This window comes from Novosphingobium panipatense (assembly GCF_900182875.1).
GTDB classification, from domain to species: Bacteria; Pseudomonadota; Alphaproteobacteria; order Sphingomonadales; family Sphingomonadaceae; genus Novosphingobium; species Novosphingobium panipatense.
Genome location: NZ_FXUI01000021.1, coordinates 1 through 23,057, shown reverse-complemented (window position 1 = coordinate 23,057; position 23,057 = coordinate 1). Strand labels below are relative to the sequence as shown.

At 64.7% G+C, this 23,057-nt stretch carries 24 protein-coding genes and 1 tRNA gene; 4 read left to right on the top strand and 21 right to left on the bottom strand.

Features of this window, described 5'->3' with window-relative positions:
• Window positions 1-118 precede the first annotated feature (118 nt).
• Window positions 119-802 (top strand): M23 family metallopeptidase, encoded by a 684-nt coding sequence (locus QOL62_RS18205; protein WP_199183847.1) that lies wholly within the window; start codon window positions 119-121, stop codon window positions 800-802.
• Window positions 803-1,104: 302 nt separating this feature from the next.
• Here QOL62_RS18205 and hemN read toward each other — a convergent pair whose 3' ends face one another.
• The 10 genes from hemN to ccoN are packed head-to-tail and all read right to left on the bottom strand — an operon-like array spanning window position 1,105 to window position 10,453.
• Complete coding sequence (gene hemN / locus QOL62_RS18200) at window positions 1,105-2,430, bottom strand: oxygen-independent coproporphyrinogen III oxidase (protein WP_283407146.1); 1,326 nt, start codon at window positions 2,428-2,430, stop codon at window positions 1,105-1,107.
• A gap of 32 nt (window positions 2,431-2,462) precedes the next feature.
• Window positions 2,463-2,684, bottom strand: a complete 222-nt coding sequence (locus QOL62_RS18195; protein ID WP_103729549.1) for a hypothetical protein — start codon at window positions 2,682-2,684, stop codon at window positions 2,463-2,465.
• Window positions 2,684-2,845: a cbb3-type cytochrome oxidase assembly protein CcoS gene (ccoS, locus tag QOL62_RS18190; protein ID WP_103729548.1), complete on the bottom strand. Its 162-nt coding sequence runs from the start codon at window positions 2,843-2,845 to the stop codon at window positions 2,684-2,686. Before ccoS ends, QOL62_RS18195 begins: the two co-directional genes overlap by 1 nt.
• Window positions 2,842-5,016: a heavy metal translocating P-type ATPase gene (locus QOL62_RS18185; protein WP_283407145.1), complete on the bottom strand. Its 2,175-nt coding sequence runs from the start codon at window positions 5,014-5,016 to the stop codon at window positions 2,842-2,844. The genes ccoS and QOL62_RS18185 overlap by 4 nt, the downstream gene beginning before the upstream one ends.
• Entirely contained in the window at window positions 5,013-5,477 is a 465-nt protein-coding gene (locus tag QOL62_RS18180; protein ID WP_283407144.1) for a FixH family protein, read from the bottom strand. The genes QOL62_RS18185 and QOL62_RS18180 overlap by 4 nt, the downstream gene beginning before the upstream one ends.
• Entirely contained in the window at window positions 5,474-6,931 is a 1,458-nt protein-coding gene (gene ccoG / locus QOL62_RS18175) for a cytochrome c oxidase accessory protein CcoG (protein ID WP_283407143.1), read from the bottom strand. The genes QOL62_RS18180 and ccoG overlap by 4 nt, the downstream gene beginning before the upstream one ends.
• 28 nt (window positions 6,932-6,959) lie before the next feature.
• Window positions 6,960-7,886, bottom strand: coding sequence for a cytochrome-c oxidase, cbb3-type subunit III (gene ccoP / locus QOL62_RS18170; RefSeq protein ID WP_283407142.1), 927 nt, complete (start codon window positions 7,884-7,886; stop codon window positions 6,960-6,962).
• The gene (locus tag QOL62_RS18165; protein ID WP_103729543.1) at window positions 7,879-8,049 is read right to left on the bottom strand and encodes a cbb3-type cytochrome c oxidase subunit 3; all 171 of its coding nucleotides are present in this window, start codon (window positions 8,047-8,049) and stop codon (window positions 7,879-7,881) included. Before QOL62_RS18165 ends, ccoP begins: the two co-directional genes overlap by 8 nt.
• On the bottom strand, window positions 8,046-8,795 hold the full coding sequence (ccoO, locus tag QOL62_RS18160; RefSeq protein WP_103729542.1) for a cytochrome-c oxidase, cbb3-type subunit II: 750 nt from the start codon (window positions 8,793-8,795) through the stop codon (window positions 8,046-8,048). Before ccoO ends, QOL62_RS18165 begins: the two co-directional genes overlap by 4 nt.
• 11 nt (window positions 8,796-8,806) lie before the next feature.
• Window positions 8,807-10,453, bottom strand: a complete 1,647-nt coding sequence (gene ccoN / locus QOL62_RS18155) for a cytochrome-c oxidase, cbb3-type subunit I (protein ID WP_283407141.1) — start codon at window positions 10,451-10,453, stop codon at window positions 8,807-8,809.
• Between the two features lie 234 nt (window positions 10,454-10,687).
• Between ccoN and QOL62_RS18150 the strand changes: the two genes are divergently transcribed.
• Window positions 10,688-11,392, top strand: a complete 705-nt coding sequence (locus QOL62_RS18150) for an OmpW/AlkL family protein (RefSeq protein WP_283407140.1) — start codon at window positions 10,688-10,690, stop codon at window positions 11,390-11,392.
• Window positions 11,393-11,425: 33 nt separating this feature from the next.
• On the opposite strand, the gene QOL62_RS18145 is transcribed toward QOL62_RS18150, so the two are convergent.
• From QOL62_RS18145 to cyoA, 9 genes are all read right to left on the bottom strand, one after another.
• Window positions 11,426-11,866, bottom strand: a complete 441-nt coding sequence (locus QOL62_RS18145; protein WP_283407139.1) for a GtrA family protein — start codon at window positions 11,864-11,866, stop codon at window positions 11,426-11,428.
• 73 nt (window positions 11,867-11,939) lie between these two features.
• Window positions 11,940-12,641 carry a Crp/Fnr family transcriptional regulator gene (locus tag QOL62_RS18140; RefSeq protein ID WP_103729538.1) on the bottom strand — a complete coding sequence of 234 codons (702 nt, stop codon included), beginning with the start codon at window positions 12,639-12,641 and terminating at the stop codon, window positions 11,940-11,942.
• 74 nt (window positions 12,642-12,715) lie between these two features.
• Window positions 12,716-13,270 (bottom strand): response regulator transcription factor, encoded by a 555-nt coding sequence (locus QOL62_RS18135; RefSeq protein ID WP_283407138.1) that lies wholly within the window; start codon window positions 13,268-13,270, stop codon window positions 12,716-12,718.
• The gene (locus QOL62_RS18130) at window positions 13,267-14,598 is read right to left on the bottom strand and encodes an ATP-binding protein (protein WP_379502573.1); all 1,332 of its coding nucleotides are present in this window, start codon (window positions 14,596-14,598) and stop codon (window positions 13,267-13,269) included. Before QOL62_RS18130 ends, QOL62_RS18135 begins: the two co-directional genes overlap by 4 nt.
• Window positions 14,598-15,254 carry an SURF1 family protein gene (locus tag QOL62_RS18125; protein WP_283407137.1) on the bottom strand — a complete coding sequence of 219 codons (657 nt, stop codon included), beginning with the start codon at window positions 15,252-15,254 and terminating at the stop codon, window positions 14,598-14,600. The genes QOL62_RS18130 and QOL62_RS18125 overlap by 1 nt, the downstream gene beginning before the upstream one ends.
• A 68-nt stretch (window positions 15,255-15,322) precedes the next feature.
• Entirely contained in the window at window positions 15,323-15,724 is a 402-nt protein-coding gene (gene cyoD, locus QOL62_RS18120; RefSeq protein WP_283407136.1) for a cytochrome o ubiquinol oxidase subunit IV, read from the bottom strand.
• Entirely contained in the window at window positions 15,724-16,368 is a 645-nt protein-coding gene (gene cyoC, locus QOL62_RS18115; RefSeq protein ID WP_283407135.1) for a cytochrome o ubiquinol oxidase subunit III, read from the bottom strand. Before cyoC ends, cyoD begins: the two co-directional genes overlap by 1 nt.
• Before the next feature lie 3 nt (window positions 16,369-16,371).
• The gene (gene cyoB, locus QOL62_RS18110; protein ID WP_199183824.1) at window positions 16,372-18,384 is read right to left on the bottom strand and encodes a cytochrome o ubiquinol oxidase subunit I; all 2,013 of its coding nucleotides are present in this window, start codon (window positions 18,382-18,384) and stop codon (window positions 16,372-16,374) included.
• Window positions 18,385-18,391: 7 nt separating this feature from the next.
• The gene (cyoA, locus tag QOL62_RS18105; protein WP_283407134.1) at window positions 18,392-19,726 is read right to left on the bottom strand and encodes a ubiquinol oxidase subunit II; all 1,335 of its coding nucleotides are present in this window, start codon (window positions 19,724-19,726) and stop codon (window positions 18,392-18,394) included.
• Window positions 19,727-19,917: 191 nt separating this feature from the next.
• Between cyoA and QOL62_RS18100 the strand changes: the two genes are divergently transcribed.
• Window positions 19,918-21,234, top strand: a complete 1,317-nt coding sequence (locus QOL62_RS18100; RefSeq protein WP_103729532.1) for an MFS transporter — start codon at window positions 19,918-19,920, stop codon at window positions 21,232-21,234.
• A 78-nt stretch (window positions 21,235-21,312) separates the two neighbouring features.
• Here the strand turns inward: QOL62_RS18100 and QOL62_RS18095 are convergent, their stop codons facing one another.
• The gene (locus tag QOL62_RS18095) at window positions 21,313-21,969 is read right to left on the bottom strand and encodes a hypothetical protein (RefSeq protein WP_283407133.1); all 657 of its coding nucleotides are present in this window, start codon (window positions 21,967-21,969) and stop codon (window positions 21,313-21,315) included.
• 439 nt (window positions 21,970-22,408) lie between these two features.
• On the opposite strand from QOL62_RS18095, the gene QOL62_RS18090 reads away from it, so the two are divergent.
• On the top strand, window positions 22,409-22,672 hold the full coding sequence (locus tag QOL62_RS18090; RefSeq protein WP_283407132.1) for a hypothetical protein: 264 nt from the start codon (window positions 22,409-22,411) through the stop codon (window positions 22,670-22,672).
• A 290-nt stretch (window positions 22,673-22,962) separates the two neighbouring features.
• Here the strand turns inward: QOL62_RS18090 and QOL62_RS18085 are convergent.
• Window positions 22,963-23,039 (bottom strand) — tRNA-Met (locus QOL62_RS18085).
• Window positions 23,040-23,057: the final 18 nt, after the last annotated feature.

The window sequence follows — 23,057 nt, the reverse complement described above, 5'->3', positions numbered from 1 at the left end:
CATCTCGAGAGACGGCGGGGGGTTCCGACCATCTCCAGAAAACCGGGCGCATCCTGCTTGCAGGGCGCTGGAAAGCACGTCGGCCCTTCGGGTTTCGGCGGATAACAAGGTATTGCGAGTGGTCGTAACGAAATTCTTCGCCAAGTTCCGCGCAGTGACCGGTATCTGTGTCGCCGCGGGCCTTACCATCGCCGCTCATCCGGCAATGGCCAACAGCAGCGCTGCCGCTGCGGACATCTCCTCCACCCTTCGTACCAGCCAGGCCGCCAATTCAGCCGCCGGTAACGAAGACGAGCAGTTCACCCAGCTTTTCAGCTCCTGGCAAAACTACGAGGAAACAGGCCTTGCGGCCGCCAAGCCGAAGGCTCAGGTCGGCGGCATCGCATCCGTCGCCATCCCCTCGCGCAACCCCCTCGCTGACAGCCGCCTGACGAGCAACTTCGGCATGCGCAACCATCCCATTCTGGGCGGTCGCCGTGGCCACAAGGGCGTCGATCTTGCCGCGCCCGTCGGCACCCCCATCTACGCGACCGCTGACGGCATGGTGAGCCGCGCCTCGTGGTTCAGCGGCTACGGCCTGTTCGTTTCGATCGAACATGGCGGCGACATGCAGACCCGCTATGGTCATATGTCGCGCCTCAACGTCGCTGACGGCCAGCGCGTGCGCAAGGGCGACATCATCGGGTACGTCGGCAGCACCGGCAACTCGACCGGTCCGCACCTGCACTACGAAGTTCGCGTGGCCGGCAACGCCGTGAACCCGATCCCTTACATGCAGTCGGGCGTCGCAAGCGCCAACTGACGCGCCACGAGTTTCAGAGTTGAGAGGAGGGAAGAGGCGGCTCAGGCCGCCTTTTCTTTTGCTCACTGCGCTCGGAAACACAGGGTCTAAAAAAGGGCGGCCCGCCATGAGGCGGGGCCGCCCTGAAGTTGGGGAGAAGCGGTTACCGCATCGGGGGTCCGCCAGGGCGGATGTGATGCGGCGGACCGGCTCCGCCCGCATCGCAGGTAGCCGCCCGCTTCACATTGATTACGGTCAATTCACGCTTTCCCATCGGCCGAAATCCGCTCTTTTCGGTCGGAAGGCTTACCGGCGCAGCCGCGTCAGACCGCCGCGCTGAACTTTCGCAGCGATCCCTGCCGGTACGGATCAAGGCGCGCCACGATGGAGCGGGCATAGGGGAGCCCGGCAGGCGCGATAACCAGTTCTTCGCCCTCCAGGTCGCAAAGTCCCGCCTCGCGGTAAGGCTGAAGAAGCGGCAGAGCGGCATCCCGCAACTCCGGGTCGAGCCGTGCCCGGCTGCGGCACAGCAGAGATTCTATCACCGCTCCGCGCCGCTGATCGTCCAGGCTGCGTTCTATTCCGCGCGTGGCGGAGAAGCGATCCTGCGACAGCATCGTGCGGTAGCGGCCCGTGTTCTTCTCGTTCTGTGCGAGGAGGCCGGGAAAGCTTGAGATCGCCGAAGCCCCCAGCCCCAGCAGCACAGGCGCCTGTTCATCCGTGAAGCCCTGGAAATTGCGTCTCAGCTTGCCTTCGAGGGTCACGCGGGCCAGCGGGTCCGTGGGAAGAGCGAAGTGGTCGAAGCCGACCGGGATGTAGCCTCTCCGGGTCAGGAATTCATAGCCGTGCGCCGCCATCGCGAAGCGTGCCCCGGCATCGGGCAGGTCCCGGGCGTCGATCTTCCGCTGGCGCGCGATCAGGTGCGGAACATGGGCGTAACCGAACAGGGCGATGCGATCCGCGCCGAGAGCGACCGTCCGCTCCAGCGAGTCCTCCAGTTCGGCCATCGTCTGGCCGGGCAGGCCGTACATAAGGTCGAAATTGAGGGAACGGACCCCGGCCTTGCGCAACATGGCGGTGGCGTCCGCGATCATCCGCGCTGGCTGAATACGCCCGATGGCCTGCTGCAGACGGGGATCGAACGTCTGCACGCCGAGACTCGCCCGCTCGATTCCGACCGCCGCGATGACAGCGGCCCAGTCACTGGTGAGGGTTCGCGGATCGAGTTCGATGGACATCATCGGCCTCGATGTTTCGAACTGAAGCGTCAGCGCATCGACCAGCCGCACGAAATCTATCGGCGAGATCCCGTTGGGGCTCCCGCCGCCGAACGCCAGGCGCGCCACCCGCGCTGTGCCGGGAAGCCGCTCGGCAACGAGAACGATTTCCTTGTGCAAGGCGTCGAGGTAGCGGCCCACCCGCTCCGCACTTGCCGCCGTGCGGTTGGCCACGCCGGTGTTGCAGCCGCAATACCAGCAGATCTTCTCACAGAAGGGGATGTGAACGTAGAGCGACACATCGCCGCTGACACCATCGATGGCCGTGGCAAACAGGTCTCCGCCCGTGCCGTCGACGAACTCGGCCGCAGTCGGGTAGCTTGTGTAGCGCGGTACGGGAATCGCGAGAAGATCGGGGTGATAGGTCCACATGCCGTTCGACGTGGCTTAAGCGGCAGCCTCGGTCATTGCGATTGATCAACACGCTTGCGCTTGCCATGCGAATGGCAGCCCTTCGCGCAGCATGGCCCCTGCCCCGGGCCCGGCGGAGCGTCGGGCACGGGAGCGGGAAGGCTGACGGTGCCGCCACTGCAAAGAAGTGTCGGCAGGACGCTGGCCTCGGCTTTCAGCGGCCCGATCATCGCCGGGATCATGCCAACGGCCCCGAAGAGGGGAAGAAGGCGCATCAGGCGCCCTCCGGTCCCGGATTGTCCTCATCGATCAGGATGCGGTTCGCCGCGCCGTCCAGATCCTCGTACTGGCGCGTGCGCATGGACCAGAAGAACGCACCCAGCCCGAAGAGGCCCATTCCCAGCGACAGCGGGATCATCAAGCCCAGAATCGTCATGCCTGCTCTCTCCCTTCCTTAGGTCCCGCCGCGCGGGCGAGCCGCAGAGAGTTGCCCACTACCAACACCGAACTGCCCGACATGGCAAGGGCCGCCACAAGCGGCGTCACATGCCCCATGATGGCCAACGGTACCGCCAGGACGTTGTACAGCACGGCTGTGGCAAAGTTCTGACGCACCACCCGCATCGTCGCCCGCGCCACCTTGATCGCAAGGGCAAGAGGCATCAGTCGCTCACCCACGAAAACCGCGTCTGCCGCCTGCTGGGATACGTCGCTCGCGCTGCCGGGAGCGAGGCTGACGTGCGCTCCGGCAAGGGCCGGGCCGTCGTTCAACCCGTCTCCCACCATCAGCACCTTGCGACCGGCGGCAGCACGGCGCTCCAGAAGCGCCAGCTTGTCGGCAGGGCGCATGGCGGCAGCGGCGAAGAGGTTCAGCGTGCGGGCAAGCGCGGCGACGGCTTCGGTACGGTCTCCGGAGGCGATACTGACGGTGAGGCCCTGCGCCCGCAGCGCATGGAGCGTCGCCGGCACATCGGGCCGCAGCGGGTCGCCAAAGGCGATACGGGTGCGCGCGCCTTCGATGACGAGATCGACGGCGAGTTCGGTGCCTGCCGCCCCGCCCGTGGCGGCAGGCCGGACAAGCGCCACATCCTGGCCTTCGAAACGTCCGCGGATTCCGGTGCCGGCCGTCTCGTGCAGATCGGTCACGTCGGCCGGCTGCACACCGTCTTCGCGCAGCGCTCGCATCAGACCCCGGCTCAGGGGATGACGGCTCGCCTGCGCCAGGCCCAGCGCGATGCCCTTGCTGGTCGGGCCAAGCAGAGCCAGCGTCATCGGCCTCGGTTCCCCGAGGGTGAGCGTCCCGGTCTTGTCCAGCAGGACATCGTCGACCTCGGCCAGCCGCTCCAGGGCCGAACCATCCTTGATGAGCAGCCCGCGCCGCATCAAAGTTCCCGCCGCCACCACCTGCGCCGCCGGTACGGCAAGGCCCAGCGCGCAGGGACAGGTGATGATGAGCACGGCGGTGGCGATCGTCAGCGCCTTGTACACGCCCGCTCCGGCCAGCATCCAGCCGCAGAAGCTCAGCAGGGCCAGCGTGTGTACGGCAGGCGCGTAGAGACGCGCGGCGCGGTCGGCTATCTGGACGTAGCGCGAACGGGACTGGCCCGCGTGGTCCATAAGCCGCGCGATGTCGGCTAGCGCTGTATCCTGCGCCGCTGCCGTGACGCGCACCTCAACCGGGTTCCCGAGGTTCACCATACCGGCATGGACGCGGTCGCCCGGCCCCGCCGCCTGCGGGTCGCTTTCGCCGGTGAGCATTGATGCGTCGATCGTGGTCGATCCTTCCTCGACCACGCCGTCGGCCGCCAGTGCCTCGCCCGCCGCCACGAGCATGACCATGCCGGGCTCCAGCTTTTCGGCCTCGACGTAGCGGGTCGCGCCATCTTCACCGAGGACCTGTGCCCCACGGCCCATCCGGCCGAGCAGAGCGGCAATCCCCGAGCGTGCCCGCCCCCGCATCATCGCATCGAGCGTACGCCCGGCGAGGAGGAAGAACAGCAGCATGACGGCCCCATCGAAGTAGGCGTGCTCTCCGCCCGTCACCGTTTCATGCAGGCTCATGGCTGTGGCCAGGACCACGCCGATCGTTATCGGCACATCCATGTTCGTGCGGCCATGACGCAGCGCCATCCACGCGGAGGCGAAGAACGGGCGCCCGGAATAGACCACGACCGGAATGGCGATAAGCGCACTGATCCAGTGAAACAGCTCCCGCGTAACGGCGTCCGTTCCGGACCAGACCGACACGGAGAACAGCATGACGTTCATCATGCCGAAGCCGGCCACGGCCAGCGCCCGCACGAGCCGCTTCGTCTCGCCGTCGTCGCGCGCCAGCGGGTTGTCGACGGCACGCCCGGCCTCGAAGCCCAGCTTCCGCAGTTCCTCGATCAGGATGTCCTCATCGAGAAACGCGGCGTGGCTGACCGCGACGCGCTTCGCCGTCAGGTTGACGCGGGCGCTCTCCACACCCGGCAGGGCGGAAAGGCCCCGTTCGATCTTGCCAATGCAGCCCGCACAGCGGATCCCGGGAACCGTGAAGCGGCTGCCCACCATCCTCTCAGGCCCCGCAGCGAGAGCGGGGCGGAGCGCAGGTGCAGGAGCGTTCATGCGCCGATCTCCTGCTCGGTGCGCCACCGCGCCTCCCCCGCTTCCACATCGAAGCGCACGATCCAGCGGCCAGCCGGAAGCGGCTCAACACTCACCCACCCGGTTCGCGTCCGGCGGAAGGAGAGCGGCACGTCCGCAAGCCGGCCAAGAGGATGGCGAGCGACCGCACCGATGCGCGCCGAGGCGGCATGCGTGCTACCGAGATCAAGAGAGACCGCCACGTGGCCGTCGGTCCGCCCTGCATCGAGCCGCCAGCCAAGCCCCCTCGCCCTGGCGGCTTCGCTCAGCCAGCGATTGAATTGCTGGCTGGCGACATAGGAGTTCTCGACGACGATGCCGCCAAACGTGGTGCTGGCAAGAGTCGCCATGCTGACGTTGACGCCGATCACCACTCCGAAGCCGGCAACGAGTATGGCTGCCATATGGCGGCCGGTGAAGGGCTTTGGGCTCGTGACGGTCATGGTGTCGCCTCCTGCGGCGTGTCGAAGCGGACTTCGGCGCTATCCATCTCATCGGGCTCGCCCAGCGCCCGGAGATGAAACACGAAGTCCTGTCCCAATGTCGCCTGAGGAGCCACTACGTAAATCCGCAAGGGGTACGTAGCGTCCGCCGGGACGGTGCGGACGATACGCCGACCGGCCGCGGCACGACGGCTGTCGTCCGCCCACATTTCCGCACCGGCCAATCCGTCCAATGCGATCTCCATCCGCCGTGGTCGCCCCTGCATGTTGCGCAGACGCAGCGTATAGGCGTTTCGCACCGAGCCATCGCTCAGGAGAATATAGGGCGGGTTGCGATCCTTGCTGACGGTGAGGTCGGTGTGCACGCGCGCCCCCAGAAGGAACAGCAGGGCAAACCCAATGCCTGCCCATGCGCCCAGGTAGACCAGGGTGCGCGGACGCCAGATCAGCTTCCGATGGCGGGTCGGCGCATGGCCGACCTGCTCCGCCTCGGCATCTTCCAGCGTCGCATAGTCGATCAGGCCACGGGGGCGGCCGACCTCCTTCATCACCCGGTCGCAGGCGTCGATGCACAAGGCACAGGTGATGCATCCCACCTGAGCCCCCTCGCGGATGTCGATACCGGTGGGGCATACCGCCACGCATTGGGCGCAGTCGATGCAGTCTCCGTAGAGATCGGGTGCCTTCTGCGCCTTCTTGACACTGGCACGCGGTTCGCCGCGCCAGTCCTTGTAGGTGACGATGAGCGACTTTTCATCAAGCATCGTCGTCTGGATGCGCGGCCAGGGGCACATATAGATGCACACCTGCTCGCGCAGGAAGCCGCCCAGCACGAAGGTCGTAGCCGTCAGCACGGCGACCGTGGCATAGGCGACGGGATCCGCCGTGCCCGCCCAGAACGCGTGCTGGAGCGTGGGAGCGTCCGCGAAGTAGAAGATCCACGCGCCACCCGTGGCGAAGCTGATCACGAGATAGATGGACCACTTTACCAGCCGCCGTGCGATCTTCGCCGGCCCCCATGGCGCCTTGTGGAGCCGCATTCGCGCGTTGCGATCACCATCGATCAGCCGGTCAACGTGCTGAAACAGGTCCGTCCACACCGTCTGCGGACAGGCATAGCCGCACCAGGCGCGGCCTACCGCGCTCGTCACCAGGAAAAGTCCGATGCCCGCCATGATGAGCAGACCCGCCACGAAATAGAACTCGTGCGGCCAGATCTCTATGCCGAACATATAGAAGCGGCGGTGGGCCAGGTCGATCAGTACGGCCTGATCCGGTGCGTAGGACCCCCGGTCCCAGCGCAGCCAGGGCGTGACCCAGTAGACGATCAGGCAGAGCGCCATCACCGCCCACTTGATGCGCCGGAACTTGCCGTCGATGCGGCGATTGAAGACCGGCTCGTGCCTCGCGTAGAGCGAAGCACGTGTGCTGCCGGATGTAGTGGGCTGATCCATCCTCGTGCGTCCCGCAGGGCTGGCGCCGTCAGGGCGCGGGGACGGCGGGCGGAGCACTCGCCGGCATCGCGGCAGGCGCTTCCTCACCCCCGCCGAGCGAGTGGACGTAGGCCGCCAGCATCCTGATCGTCACGGGATCGAGACGCCCGGCCCAGGCCGGCATGACCCCCATGTGCGGCCTTGTGATCTGCGCGATAACCTCCGTCCTGCTGCCGCCATCGAGCCAGATCGCGTCCGTCAGGTCCGGAGCACCGAACTGGCGGCTGCCTTGCCCTGCGGGTCCGTGGCAAACGGCGCAGTTGTCCGCGAACACCCTGGCTCCTGCCGTGCTGGGGCGCGACTTGCCGGAGAGCGAAAGCACATGATCGGCAACCTGTTCGATCTGCTCACGAGGCAGCAGGCCGTCCGCGCCGAATGCCGGCATGGCCGACTGCCGCGTCGCGGCATCGCCCGGCTGGCGTATGCCGTGGATGAGTGTGGTCTCGATGGCCTTCAGGTCACCGCCCCAGAGCCAGTCGTCGTCGTTGAGGTTTGGAAAGCCCTTGAAACCCGCCGCCCCCACGCCGTGGCACTGCACGCAGTTGATCCTGAAGGCCGCGGCGCCGCCGGCCACCGCCGCGCGCATCAGTTCGGGATGGCGGGCAAGCTCCTCTATCGGCATGTCCGCAAGCGCGGCAACAGTCCTTGCTCGCGCGTCGGCGGCCTGCTTCATCTCCTTGTCCAGCTCGCCCCGACTGGTCCAGCCGAGCATGCCTTCGGTGCCCCTCGCGAGCATCGGCCAGGCCGGGTAGGCGATGCAGTAGCCGATGGCGAAGACGATGCAGGCATAGAAGGTCCAGAGCCACCAGCGCGGCAGCGGCGTGTTCAGCTCCTCGATCCCGTCCCACTCATGGCCGACGGTCTCGGTCCGCGTGGCCTCGTCCAGACGGCCCGCGCGCTTGTGGTTGTCAGCCATCGTTCTCGTCCTTGAAGATCATAGTGGCGGCCGTTTCGTTGCGGCCGCGCTGTCCGGGCCGCAGGGGCCATGCCGCCAGCACGAGGAAGATCACGAGCATGACGAGCAGGCCCCAGCTGTCCGCGAAGTGGCGCAGCAGGTCGTAGGTGGAATGCGTGCTCACCGGCCCTTCTCCGTCGCAAGCTTCTCCTGAGCGGCAGCCGCGTTGACATCGACCATCGTGCCGAGGACCTGCAGGTAGGCGACCAGCGCATCCATCTCGGTCACCCGCTTGGGATCGCCGTCGAAGTCGCGCACCTGGGCCCTGGGGTAGCGCGCGGCGAGGTCACCCGCATCCGCTTCGGGATCGGCCTGGGCGTTAAGATCTGCAAGCGCCCGTCCGATGTCGCGGTCGGTGTACGGCACGCCCACGCGGCGCAGCGCGGTGAGGTTTGCAGCAACATCGGGCACGTCGAGGTCCCGCTCCGCCAGGAAGCCGTAACTTGGCATTACGGATTCCGGCACGACGGACTGCGGGTCCTTCAGGTGCTGTACGTGCCAGCTATCGGAGTAGCGCCCGCCGACCCGCGCCAGGTCAGGCCCGGTGCGCTTGGAGCCCCACTGAAACGGATGATCGTACATCGATTCCGCGGCAAGGCTGTAGTGGCCATAGCGTTCGACTTCATCCCGGAACGGACGGATCATCTGGCTGTGGCAGGTGTAGCACCCTTCGCGCACGTAGATGTCCCGGCCGGCCTGTTCGAGCGGGGTATAGGGACGTACCCCTTCCACCCGCTCGATGGTGTTGTCGATCCAGAACAGCGGCGCGATTTCCACGATGCCGCCGATGGCCACGACAAGAAGCGAGCAGAGGCCCAGCAGGGTGATGTTCTTCTCGAGAGTCTTGTGGCGTTCTACGATGGTAGGCATGGGATGTCCCCTCAGGCGGCCGCGACGATCGGGCGATCGGCGGCGGGGTCGAAGGCGGCGTCGTGGAGCGGCTTTTCCTCGCGCAGCCGGCCAAGGATGGTGGCCCAGACGTTGAAGGTCATGACCGCGGCGCCCGCGAGGTAGAGCAGGCCTCCGAAGGCGCGCAGCGCGTACATCGGATGCAGTGCGGCCACGCTGTCGGCAAAAGTGTTCACCAGGTAGCCGTCAGCGCCGTATTCGCGCCACATCAGGCCCTGGGTGATGCCCGCCACCCACATGCTGGCAGCGTAGAAGACGATGCCCAGGGTCGCGAGCCAGAAGTGCCAGTTCACCATCCGCAGCGAGTAAAGGCGTTCCCGCCCCCAGAGACGCGGCACGAGGTAGTAGATCGCGCCAAAGGTGATCATCCCGTTCCAGCCCAGCGCTCCCGAGTGAACGTGGCCGATGGTCCAGTCGGTGTAATGCGAGAGCGAGTTGACGCTCTTGATCGACATCATCGGCCCTTCGAAGGTGCTCATGCCGTAGAAGGCGAGCGCCATCACCATCATGCGGATGATCGGGTCGGTGCGGACCTTGTCCCAGGCGCCGTTCAGCGTCATCAGCCCGTTGATCATGCCGCCCCAGCTCGGCATCCACAGCATGATCGAGAACACCATGCCCAGCGTCTGCGCCCAGTCGGGCAGCGCGGTGTAGTGGAGGTGGTGCGGCCCCGCCCAGATGTAGAGGAAGATCAGCGACCAGAAGTGGATGATCGACAGGCGGTAGGAGTAGACCGGCCGCTCCGCCTGCTTGGGCACGAAGTAGTACATCATCGCCAGGAAGCCGGCGGTCAGGAAGAAGCCGACCGCGTTATGGCCGTACCACCACTGCACCAGCGCGCCCTGCACGCCCGCGAACAGCGGGTAGCTCTTGGAGCCCAGCAGGCTTACCGGCAGGTCGAGGTTGTTGACCACGTGCAGCATGGCCACGGTGACGATGAAGGCGAGATAGAACCAGTTGGCGACGTAGATGTGCGGCTCGGAGCGCTTGACGATCGTGCCGACGAAGACCGCGAGGTAGGCGACCCACACAATGGTCAGCCACCAGTCGACGTACCATTCCGGCTCGGCGTATTCCTTGCCTTGGCTGGTGCCGAAGAGATAGCCGGTGGCCGCCAGCACGATGAACAGCTGATAGCCCCAGAACACGAAGCGGGCGACGCCCGGGAAGGCAAGCCGCGCCCGGCAGGTACGCTGCACCACATAGTAACTGGTGGCGATCAGCGCGTTGCCGCCGAAAGCGAAAATGACGGCCGACGTATGCAGCGGGCGAACCCGTCCGAAGTTCAGATAGGGCTCGAGGTTCAGGACCGGCCAGGTGAGCTGCGCGGCGATGAAGACGCCGGCGAGAAAGCCCACCATGCCCCAGAACACGGTGGCGATGACACCCCAGCGGATCGGATCGTCATCGTAGCGCCCCTCGTCCGGGAAGCGCAGGACACCCCGGGCGAAACCGTCGTAATCCGCGCTGCGCACCGTGAACCACAGCGCGGCGAACGCAGCGAACGCTACGATGGCCATGTGCATGGCGAAACCCTGATCCGCCGCGAACGCAGACGCGATCACGGCCAGGAAGAGCACGGCGAGCCAGACGCCCGTCCGTGCAAGGACCGAAACCATATGCCTTCTCTTTTCGGGATAAATTACTGATCGGACCTTGCCCTTGGTCCGATTCCTCAGCCGCGGCATTGACGGCGATCAAAAAGGGAAAGTCTCGCCTGATCGCGAAAAATCGTTGCTTTTGAGCGCGATCAAATCGCTTGCGGAATGAAGCGCGCAAATGGCTCCCGGGCCGCTCAGGCAAAAGGGGACACGCATGGTGCGGCCCCGGCGGCTCTCCGGAACAGACATCCTATGCGCAAAGTAACCGTGCTCGCAGCCGCTCTCGCAACCGGTGCCGCCGCCTTGGCCACACCCGCCCTCGCCGGCAGCCCGGACGGGAAGGTGCAGGTGAAGCTGCTTGCAACGGGCGTGTTGCCGGACGGCGGGATCGACGCCGTCAGATCCATTGATCCCGCGCTGGCCGGTACACTGGCCGGCATGGGTGTGACCGACGTCGACGCGAAAGCGAACGATAACGTCGTCCCCACAGTCGCCGTCGAGTACTTCGTCACCAAGGCTTTCTCGGTCGAGACGATCTGCTGCTTCACCCAGCATCATGTCAATGGTGCCGCCGATCTTGCCGGGACCCGGCTCGTCGACCACGTGCTGATCCTGCCTGCCACGATCACCGCCAAGTTCCACCTGGACACCGGCGGCCCGCTCAAGCCCTACCTGGGCGCAGGCCCGGCCCTGTTCGTCGTCTTCGACGAGAAGCCGGGCTCGACCGCGCGAGCGCTCGGGGTGGATAGGGTGAAGATGTCAAACTCCCTTGGGGTGGCGCTGCAGGGCGGCATCGACCTCGCCCTGGGCACGAAGGGCTATGGCCTCTCGCTTGACGCCAAGAAGTACTTCATCGAACCGACCGCCACTTTCTATGCTGACGGCGCAAAGGTGCTGAAAACCCGGCACGACCTCAATCCCTGGGTGGTCAGCGCCGGCCTTTCATACCGGTTCTGAGTGGAGCCTCCCGCCCCTTGCGGGCGGGAGGCTTCACACCTCGTGAAAATTGAGCGTCGCGTTCAGAATGAACACGAGAAGGCCCGAGCACAGGGAAACGATGACCCGCGCCACCAGGTAGTGTGTCTCCAGCGGTCCCGTGAGCAGGGCGAAACCGCCAAGGATCACCGCAAGGCCGATCATGGCATTGCCCAGGTAATAGACATAGCCGGTGAAGATGCCGCGGTCGCTTTCGCGAAAAACCCAGACGCGGGCGAGGACGTAGTTCAGCGAATTGGCGAAAAGGAAGCCGAGGGCTACCGCCGCGAACTTATCCATCCCAAGGTGCGCGACCATCACCCAGATCAGCGCCATGTCGACAACGAAACACAGGCAGGACGACACCGCGTTGCGCAGGAACAGTTCCGCGCCGTGGCGACTGAACAGGCCGGAGTGAGATGCTGCATGCGACCTGGCAATAGGGGAATGGAACATTCCCGCTTCAACGTCGCAGGAGCGCTGGGGTTTCCTGCATCGCAGCAGGAAACCGGCCACCTGCGACGGGGTGTTAGCCGGCTTCGGCTACCAGACCGTCGAAGTCGAGGATGGCGACCTCCCGACGTGACGGGATATCGATCACGCCTTCGTTTCGCAGCCGCGTGAACTGGCGGCTGACCGTCTCGATGGTCAGCCCAAGAACGTCCGCGATCTGCTGGCGCGAGAAGGGGAGCGTCAGGATACGACGGTTCGGGCTGGCCGGGTCGACCCGGCACCCTGAGCCTGTCAGGCGCTCGGACATTTCCACCAGGAAGCTCGCCATCTTCTCGGACGCGGACTTGCGGCCGAGCAGCAGCATCCAGCGGCGGGTGCGATCGAGTTCGCCGAGCGTGCGCTCCAGAAGCTTGTGCTCGAGAGCGGGGTGCTCGCGCGCGAAGGCGTCGAAATCTCGCCGCGAGAAAACGCAGACCTCCGCTTCGGTCAGGGCCGTCACCCCGTGGCCTGTCGTGCCGCCGAAGGGGCGTCCGATGAAGTCGGACGGATAGACCACCCCGACGATCTGCTCCCGGCCGTCCTCTGTGTTGGTGGAGAGCTTGAGGACGCCGTCGATGACGTTCGCCACCAACACCGAATCCTCGCCCTCCCAGATCAGCGATTCGCCTGCTTCAAGCATGCGGGTGCGGCCGATCGCGTTGAGGGCGCTCAGTTCCCTGGAATCGAGTGCGGAACAGATCGCCCTGTTGCGCACAACGCACACGTCACAGCTGGCCATGGAATACAATCATAGGAGGTAGGGTCATCCGTTTGCGCGTCTCGTGCGCGGCATAACGCAAAAAGGCTGCAATCTCAAAGCTGTCGCTTCTCAAGCTTCCGCGCGAGGGTACGCCGATGGAGTCCGAGGCGGCGCGCCGTTTCGGAAATGTTGAAGTCGCACTCGACCAGCGTCTGGTGAATGTACTCCCATTCCAGCGTCTTGATCGAGGTCTTACGACCCTCCACGGGCACGCTCGCATCACCGCGCAGGCTCGCGAAGGCTGCCTCGATATCATCGGTGTTGGAGGGTTTCGCCAGATAGTGGGCAGCACCCAGCTTGATCGCCTCCACGGCGGTCGCGATGCTGGCATAGCCGGTGAGGACGACGATGCGCGTTCCGGGCGAATGGGCGTTGAGCGCCTCGACCACGGCGAGGCCGGACGCGGCGCCGAGTTTCAGGTCGACCACCGCGTAATCGAAACATTCTCCGGCAAAGAGCGCCTCCGCCTCCTCGGGCGTACCCGCGGAAGCCACCCGATATCCTCGGCGCTCGAAGGATCGCCGCAGGGTGCGTGCGAATGTCGGGTCATCCTCGACGATCAGCAGGCTTGCGCCGCTTTCGCCAATGGCGCTGACGGTCTCGGTCATGGCGTTTCTTCCCGTGCGTCGCTTTCGAACGCCAGTGTAGCGAGAGGAATCGTCAGTTGCACGCTTGCGCCGCCGCTTTCGCGGTTTTCGACCGAGACCAGCCCGCCGAGCTTGCGGATCACGTTCACGACGAGGAAGAGGCCAAGGCCGCCGCCATCCCGCCCCTTGGTGGAGGTGTAGGGCTGCCCGATCCGCGCCTTCACATCGGCGGCAAAGCCGGGGCCGCGATCGCTGACTGTGAAGACGAGCTGCCTGCCCGGCCCGGCGCCCTCCAGCCACGCTTCAATGAGCACCAGGTCCGGCGATACCTCTATTGCGTTGTCAATGACGTTGCCGATGATCTGCCGCAGCCCGGGATCCGCTATGATCTGCACGTTCTCAGCGATGCGATCCACGAGCCGAAGCTCGCCCGGAGTTCGCACCCGCCATTCCTCCGCGATGTCCTCGACGAACGCGCGCACATCCGTGACCGCCGGATCAATGCCCCGAACCTCGCCGGCCGACATCAGGATGCCGGTCACGATGGTCTTGCAGCGCTCCAGCTCACGCCGCACATCGGCCAGATCGGCCGCCATGTCCGGATCCTGCGCGATCGCCGGTTCGCGGCTCCAGTCCCCCAGGATCACGGAAATCGAGGACAGCGGCGTGCCGAGCTCATGCGCGGCGCCGGACGCCAGCAGTCCCATGCGGATGATGTGATCCTCTTCGGCCGCCTGGTGCCGGTAAGCCGCAAGCTGCGCATCGCTGTCCCTGCGGTTACGGTCCAGCCTCTCGACAAAGACGATCAGCAGCACCGCAGCCAGCACGAAGCAGAACAGGCTGCCGTAGATGTAGAGACGGAAGGGGTCCTGTGCGTAAGGATCGGGAAGGCGCAGCGGCACGTAGCGGAACGTCAGCAGGGCCATGCAGAGGCAGGCATTGAGCGCCACGAACCAGCTCCACCGCGCCTCCAGGATGATCGCACCGATGACGATCTGGAGGAGGAACAGGAAGGTGAACGGGTTGGTCGCCCCGCCTGAGTGGTAAAGCTGCCAGCACAGGGCAATGACATCAATCATCAGCGCCGAGCACAGCTCCCTCTGCGAGAATGCGCGGCGCTGCAGCAGTATGCGGGCGACCGCCACATTGACAAGGATCAGCAGAAGCGGCGCCAGCAGCAGCGGCGCCAGCGGCAAACGCACGTCCAGCGCCGTTGCCACCACGATGATGGTGGCCAACTGGCCGAACACGGCGATCCAGCGTAGCTGTGTGAGAAGAATGACGCTCGACCGGCTCGGCGAGCTTGCCGCGACATCCGGCGGGGCGAAGAAGGCGGCGAAGCGCCGGATCACGCCCGCCGCCAGACGAAGACCAGGGCGACCAGCGAAAGCGCCGCCATCGAGAACCACGTCAGCGCGTAGCTCAGATGGCTGTTGGGGAAGCGGACCTGCGTCAGCCCCGGAACCGGCTTCAGCGCCGATGCGGAGGGCTGCGCGGCCTGTTCCTGCTGCGCGTCGACGAAGGCAGGCGTCACCGGGCCCAGCCCTCGCTTCTGCGCCAGGGCCGCCACATCGCGCGAATACCAGCGATCCGCCTGCGGCTGATTGGACTGCAGGATACTGCCCCCGGGCTCAGGCAGGCGCAGCAGGCCCACCACGGACACGGTTCCCTCGGGAGCGGTAGCGCCGGCCTGTGCGGCAGTGGTCCCCGCGGGAACGAAACCGCGGTTGATCCATACCAGGCGCCCGCCATCGAGGCGCAGCGGGGTCATCGTCCAGTAGCCCGTTCCGCGTTCCGTGGCTGCCCGTACCAGCGCGGTTGCAGCGCCGTCGTAAACGCCCGACACGCCCACGCGCAGGTACTCGACCTCCGGCCCGAGCTTCGCGTCGGGCGGCAGTGCCACCGGAGCCGCATGGACCCGCGCGTCGACGCGGGCGATGAGCGCCTCCTTCCAGGCCTTGCGCTGCACCTGCCACACGCCGAGCGCCACGAATACGCCGAGCACCACAAGCAGAAGCGCGGCAAGCCCGATGGGCCGCCGCGCTCCGCTTGTGTCCGATGAAGGCCTCCCGGTCAGGGCAGCTGCCCCATGTCGTGTGTCATGGGCATCATGTTGGTGTTGAGGTGGAACATGACCCACAGAGAGCCAGCCAGGGTTATGATGACCAGCACGATCGTGAAGATCAGCGCCATCACCGTCCAGCCGTTCTCCGACTTGGTGTTCATGTGCAGGAAGTAGATCATGTGAACGACGATCTGCACGATCGCGAAGGCCATAATGACAAGGGCGGTGGTCTGCTTGTCCTCGATGGCACCGGTCATCACCAGCCAGAAAGGGATCGCGGTGAGGATGACCGAAAGGACGAAGCCGACAACGTATTCGCGCAGCGAACCGTGGCTGCCGTGTTCGCCATCGTGAGCATCCGCGTTGGGATGAACGTGCTTTTCGGCTTTGGCGTAGTAGGATTCGGCCATCAGAGCATTCCCATCAGATAGACGAAGGTGAAGACGCCGATCCAGATGACGTCAAGGAAGTGCCAGAACAGCGACAGGCACATGAGGCGGCGCTTGTTGGCCGGGATCAGGCCCTTCTTCGAAATCTGAATCACGAGCGTGAACAGCCAGATCAGGCCGAAGGTGACGTGAAGGCCGTGCGTGCCCACCAGCGAGAAGAACGCGGTCAGGAAGCCCGAGCGCATCGGCGTCGCGCCTTCGTGGATCAGATGGCTGAACTCATAGAGTTCGATGAAGAGGAACGCCGCACCGAAGGCAGCCGTCACCAGAAGCCACAGCTGCGTGCGTGCCCTGTCGTTCTTCTCCATGGCCAGCATGGCGAAGCCGTAGGTGATCGATGAGAACAGCAGCATCGCCGTGTTCAGCGCAATCAGCTTGAGGTCGAAGAGATCCTTCGGTCCCGGTCCGGCGGCCAGGTTTCCACCCAGCACGCCGTAGGCCGCGAACAGCATCGCGAAGATGAGGCAGTCGCTCATCAGGTAGATCCAGAAGCCCAGCATGGTGCTGCCGCCTTCCGGATGGTGGTGCTCCTCCAGCTCGTAGAACGCGGCGCGAAGCTGGTCCGGGCTGACATTGCTCTGTGCGTTGATGGTCGTTGCGGTCATGTCTCAGGCTCCCGCTGCTTCGAGCTGGCGGGTCCGCGCAGCTTCCGTCTCGGCCACGGTTTCGGCCGGGATGTAGTAGTCGCGGTCATAGTTGAACGTGTGGAAGATCGCGTAGCCGATGATGCCAAGGAAGGCCACGGCAGCCAGCCACCAGATGTACCAGATCATCGCGAAGCCGAGCACCGTCGACAGGCCGGCCAGGATGATGCCGGTTCCCGTGCCCTTGGGCATGTGGATCGGCAGGAAGCCCTGGACCGGACGGGTCACGCCGCAACGCTTCATGTCGTCGTAGGCATCAAGGTCCTGGATGATCGGCGTGAAGGCGAAGTTGTACTCCGGTGGCGGCGACGAGGTCGACCACTCGAGCGTACGGCCGTTCCACGGATCGCCCGTCTCGTCACGCAGCTCGTCACGCTTCCAGATCGACACCGCGAACTGGATGAGCATCGCGCCGATACCGCCTGCGATCATCGCCGCGCCGAAACCGGCGATCAGGAACCAGATCTGCAGGCTCGGATCGTCGAACACGCGCATACGGCGGGTTACGCCCATCAGGCCCAGGATGTAGAGCGGCATGAAGGCGAACCAGAAACCTGGGACCCACAGCCAGAAGCTGACCTTGCCCCAGAACTGGTTGAGCTTGAAGCCGAAGGCCTTGGGCCACCAGAAGTTGATCGCTGCGAAGAGACCGAACAGCACGCCGCCGATGATCACGTTATGGAAGTGCGCGATCAGGAACAGCGAGTTGTGCAGCACGAAGTCGGCAGGCGGTACTGCGAGCAGGACGCCGGTCATGCCGCCGACCGTGAAGGTCAGCATGAACGCCACCGTCCACATCATCGGCAGTTCGTAGCGGATGCGGCCGCGGTACATCGTGAACAGCCAGTTGAACAGCTTCGCGCCGGTCGGGATCGAGATCACCATGGTGGTGATGCCGAAGAACGAGTTGACGCTGGCGCCCGAGCCCATCGTGAAGAAGTGATGGAGCCACACGAGGTAGGAGAGAATGGTGATGACGAGGGTCGCGTAGACCATCGACGAGTAGCCGAACAGGCGCTTGCCCGAGAAGGTCGAGGTGACCTCCGAGAACACGCCGAACAGCGGCAGGATGAGGATGTAGACCTCGGGGTGGCCCCAGATCCAGATCAGGTTGACGTACATCATCGGCGAGCCGCCGAAGTCGTTCGAAAAGAAGTTGAACCCGAGGTAACGGTCCATGGTGAGCATGGTCATCACCGCTGTCAGCACCGGGAACGCCGCCACGATCAGGATGTTGGTGCACAGCGAGGTCCAGGTGAACACCGGCATGCGCATCAGAGTCATGCCCGGGGCGCGCATCTTCACGATCGTGCAGATGAGGTTCACGCCCGACAACAAGGTGCCCACACCGGCGATCTGCAAGGCCCAGATGTAGTAGTCGACACCGACCCACGGGCTGTACGCAAGATTGGAGAGCGGCGGATAGGCCAGCCAGCCGGTCTGCGCGAACTCACCGATGAACAGCGACATCATGACGAGGACCGCACCGGCGGTCGTCATCCAGAAGCTGAAGTTGTTGAGAAACGGGAAGCTGACGTCACGCGCGCCGATCTGCAGGGGCACGACATAGTTCATGAGGCCGGTCACGAACGGCATCGCCACGAAGAAGATCATGATCACGCCGTGGGCGGTGAAGATCTGGTCGAAGTGATGCGCGTTCAGGTAGCCCTCGCTGCCATTGAACGCCATCGCCTGCTGGATACGCATCATCACCGCGTCGGCGAACCCACGTAGCAGCATGATCAGACCCAGGATCATGTACATGATGCCGATCTTTTTGTGATCGACGCTGGTGAACCACTCTTTCCAGAGATAGCCCCAGAGCTTGAAGTAGGTAAGGGCCGCCACAAGGGCGACGCCGCCCAGCGCCACGGCCACGAAGGTCGCAAGCACGATGGGGTCCTGCGGGATGGCGTCCAGCCACAGGCGCCCCAAGAGGGGGCTCCAGTGGGAGTGGTCTACGGCTTCGATTGCCATTGTTCTGTCAGTTCCGCGAAATCAGGGAAACGTGTGCGGGCTTGGCCGAAGACACGGCAGCCGCATCCTCCTTGCCGAACCCGATCGACTGTGGTGCGGCGATGCCTGCGCCGCTCAGCGAGCGGAGATCGTCCGGTGCCTTGACGGTGCTGTCACGGACCTGCCCGGGCATCTGCTCGCAGAGGGCGCGAACCCATGCCAACTCCCGACGGACCGCCTCGTTCGGATTTCCGGTCGAAGCGAGCGTCGCCTGACGGCCGGTCTTGTCGTAAGCCAGCATCTGCACGTTGCGGATACCGGCCTTGCCGAGACCGCCGCGTGCGTCGATCGCCATCATCTCGCTCATGCACATCTTGCCCGGCTCGACGCACATGTCGACGACGGCATCGAACAGCTTGGGCTCGACGGTGGCGAAGCGGATGGCGGGCACCTTCTCGCTCGGCTTCTCCAGTTCGAGGTAAGCGGCGCGATCGAGGTTGCCGCCCATCGGACGGGGCGAGACACCGTTGTGCAGCGGCGTCTCCGAAAGCTGCGCCACCTGCTGCGGCGTCGCGCCGGTGGTCTTCACTTCCCCGACCCACTTGCCGAAGTCGGCGTCGGACACGGCGCGCATCTTGAAGCGCATGTTCGAGAAGCCGGCGCCCGAATAGTTCGCCGAGAGGCCGAAGGATTCGACATTCTCGTTCATCACCGCGTGCAGGCGCGTTTCCATGCCTGGCATGGCGTAGATCTGCCCTGCCATGGCAGGAACATAGAACGAGTTCATCACGCTGGAGGCTGTGATGCGGAAGTTCAGCGGACGGCCGGTCGGCACGACCAGTTCGTTGACGGTCGCAATTCCCTGCTCGGGGTAGATGAACAGCCACTTCCAGTCGAGCGCGACAACTTCCACCTCCAGAGGCGTCATGTCCCGGGTGATTTTGGTGTCTTGGTCGATCCGGCCAATGGCCCGATAGGGATCAAGCAGGTGCGTGCTGGTCCAGGTCACGGCGCCAAGGCAGATGATGATCAGCAGCGGCGCCGCCCAGATCAGCAGTTCGAGTTGAGTCGAGTGATCCCAGTCCGGCTCGTAGGGAGCGTGCTTGTTCGAGGCGCGGTAGCGCCACGCGAAGATCACCACGGCAAGCATGACCGGAACCACGATCAGCAGCATGAGCAACGTCGCAACGACGACGAGGTCGCCTTGCTGACGCGCCACGTCACCTGACGGATTCAGGACAAGCGTGTTGCAGCCGGTGAGCAGGGTCGCAAGACCGGCAGCTCCCAGCAGGCGCAGGATGCGGGTTGGCCGGGGCGCCAAGGGGCGGCCGGGCGGACTCAGGCGTGACTCGGACGGATGCATGGCGCGTCGCCTAGGCTCGTGCTGCGGATGCGAACATAGGACATTTTGTCCAATCCCCTTGCGCCCGTACAATGACAATAGGGCGGCGAATGTGAAGCCGCGCGCCTTTCGTGCGCGGCCGATTCGCGGAACGCGCGGACCCCTTCCTGCGTTCCGCGTGTTAACAGCAGACGAAGGCCGCGAAACGCCAGATGAGCACGACCAGCAATCCACCGACCCGCGAGGAACTCGGGCTGCCGACGTTCAAGCCGCACCACACGATCTCGCCGGGCGAGATCGCGATCGGCGTGATCATCGGCCGCACTTCGGAATTCTTCGACTTCTTCGTCTACGCCATCGCCTCGGTGCTGGTCTTCCCGAAGTTGTTCTTTCCCTTCGTCGACCCGCTCACGGGTACGCTCTATTCGTTCGCGATCTTTGCGCTCGCCTTCATTTCGCGCCCGATCGGTTCGCTTCTCTTCATGGCGGTTGACCGCGCGTATGGCCGGGGCGTCAAGCTGACGATCGCGCTCTTCGGGCTCGGCGGTTCGACGGCCGCGATCGCCTTCCTGCCAACCTATGAGAGCCTGGGTGAGCAGGCGATATGGCTTCTCGCCTTTTTCCGCCTGGGACAGGGGCTTGCTCTTGGCGGCACCTGGGACGGTCTCGCCTCGCTGCTCGCGCTCAACGCACCCGAAAGGCGCCGCGGTTGGTATGCGATGATTCCCCAGCTCGGCGCACCCTTTGGCCTCATCGTCGCCAGCGCCCTCTTCGCGTTCATGATCGCCGCGCTGCCCGCCGCCGACTTCCTTGCCTGGGGCTGGCGCTATCCCTTCTTCGTCGCTTTCGCGATCAACGTGGTTGCTCTCTTCGCGCGTCTGCGCATCGTCGTGACGGAAGAGTTCAAGACGCTGTTCGAAAGCCGCGACCTTCAGCCGGTGAGCGTGACCGACACGCTTCGCAAGGAGGGCAGCACCATCGTCATCGGCGCATTCGCCCCGCTCGCGAGCTTTGCGCTGTTCCATATGGTCACCGTGTTCCCGCTGTCCTGGGTGTTCCTCTTCACCGACGAAGCCCCCACCCGCTTCCTCCTGATCGAAGTCCTGGCCGCCGCCTTCGGCGTGGTCGCGCTCATTGCCTCGGGCCGTCTTGCTGACCGTTACGGCCGGCGCAACCTGCTCGGAACCTGCGCCGTCGGCATTGCCGTCTTCAGCGGCTTCGCGCCACAGCTTCTCGACGGCGGCACGGCTGGCGAGCTGGTGTTCATGATCGTCGGGTTCATCCTGCTCGGCCTTGCCTTCGGCCAGTCGTCCGGTGTCGTCGCCTCGACCTTCTCGACAGACCATCGCTACACAGGCTCCGCACTGACCAGCGACCTTGCATGGTTGTTCGGCGCGGGCTTCGCTCCCTTGGCAGCGCTGCTCCTTTCGGTGAACTTCGGCCTTATCGCATCGGGTGGTTACCTTCTCTCCGGCGCCCTTGCGACTTTGATCGCCCTCTGGCTCAACAAGGGTCTTGCGAGCCGCTGAAGGCCTCCAGTTTCAAGGAAAAAGGCCGCAGACCCAACCGGGTCTGCGGCCTTTTCTTTTTGCGTTGGCGGTCAACGGTCACGCGTCGCGTCTCAACTCCACGAGTTCGTAGGCGGCGTCCACCATCTCCCAGCAGAGCTTGACGAAAAGCGCCTCCGCCTCCGTCACCCACAGATCAGGGGCGGGCCATTCCGGCGACCATCGAAGTGCGTAGCGTCGGGTTGCAAAGGTACCCGCCCTCACCGTCACCTCTTCCTCTCCCTGATAGGCGACGTCGATGGTGACAGGAACCGCGACAAGCCCTTGATCGCCGTTGGGTGAGATCGAGTTGGTGACCCCCTGGACCGGCAGAAACTCTCCCGGACTCGATGTACCTCGTGCTACGGCTGCGAGGGCGTCTCCAACCAGCGGATGGAGGCCGAGATACCGACCACCTTCTGGCGTAGGCAGCCGCTGCGACACCCGACCCAAATCGACGGTGCGAGCCTCGCACTCGAAGGCACCATCTTCCTGGAGGAAAAGTGCCGTGCCCTTGACATCCCCGTCCAGCGTCACCCGGCAGAACGCATCGACCGGGCGGCCATCTCGGCCGAGGAAGTAGGTGACGTCGCGCGTCAGGCCCACGTCATCCATTTCGCAAAACGCCCGCAGGCTCTGTGCGCCCGTGGCCGTGTGCGTGATCCGCTCAAACCATTCGCGCCCGGTCTCCTGCCCCTGCCGGAGGTAAGCAATCAAACCGGATGTTCTTCTCTGCGACATGCAAGGCGCTCCCTGGCGGTGCTGAAGTGGCATCCAAGGGTAGGCTTTTTAACGTACGCTCGCGGGCTTGGTACCATTGCGAGAGTTGTCGTCGCCAGTCGAGGAGCAGCCGCCTCTGGGAGCCGGATGCCTGTGACGGCGGCAAGCGCGAGGCTTTACTCCTCCGCATCGCTGCTGACGCCGGTTGCTATGAAGCCGAAAGCTCTTGCGGAAGAGCCGAAGACGCCTCCTTGCACCAGGTGCGTGCTGACAACGGCAAGGTCTCAATCAATGCCGTCCGGCATGAAAGGGCGGGCAGATGGGTCTGGCAATTGGGTTTGGGAATGATCTCGACGGAGCGGCACGTTGGCGTCTGGTGCGATGGTCCAAGAGCGCCCCGCAATTCGTCGTTTGCTGGCGCGTGCGCAGATATACGATGAAGGCAACCGTAGCGATGCAGGGCGGATCGGCGGCGTCACTTTTGCAGATTGTACGCGACCGGCTGATCCGCTTGGATGCTCGAGGGCCGGACGGACTGCCGGACGGCAAGGCCCCAAGCAAGCGCTCGAGCCTTGATGATGCCCAGCGCGGGGCACTTGCCGAGATGGTCGAGCGCGGGCCGATCCCGGCGATCCATCGAATGGTGCGATGGCAGCTGATCGACCCCGTGCATAGCTCCACGACGAGTTCGCGGTGTTGATCGATCAGAGGGTCGTAAGCCGCGAGTTGAAGAAACTGGCTATGTGAAGCTGGCGGCGCGGCCACCCAATACGCGCAGAACGAACTCTCCATGGAGGCGTCCAGAGAAGGGTTACTGCCGCAGTGGCAGAGGTCCGCACGAGCCTCCCGAACGGCACGCCCATAGAAATTAGGTTCCAGCACGAGGCGTGCGTCGGACAGAAGGACAGCATCACCCGGCGTCGTGCTTCGGAGAATGCTCTCACGTGCGCACGGCCCAGGCTGGCGTTTTCTGCAAGGCTTTATTGAGTATGGTTGCGGGGGCAGGATTTGAACCTGCGACCTTCAGGTTATGAGCCTGACGAGCTACCGGGCTGCTCCACCCCGCGTCACCGATTGTGTGCGTT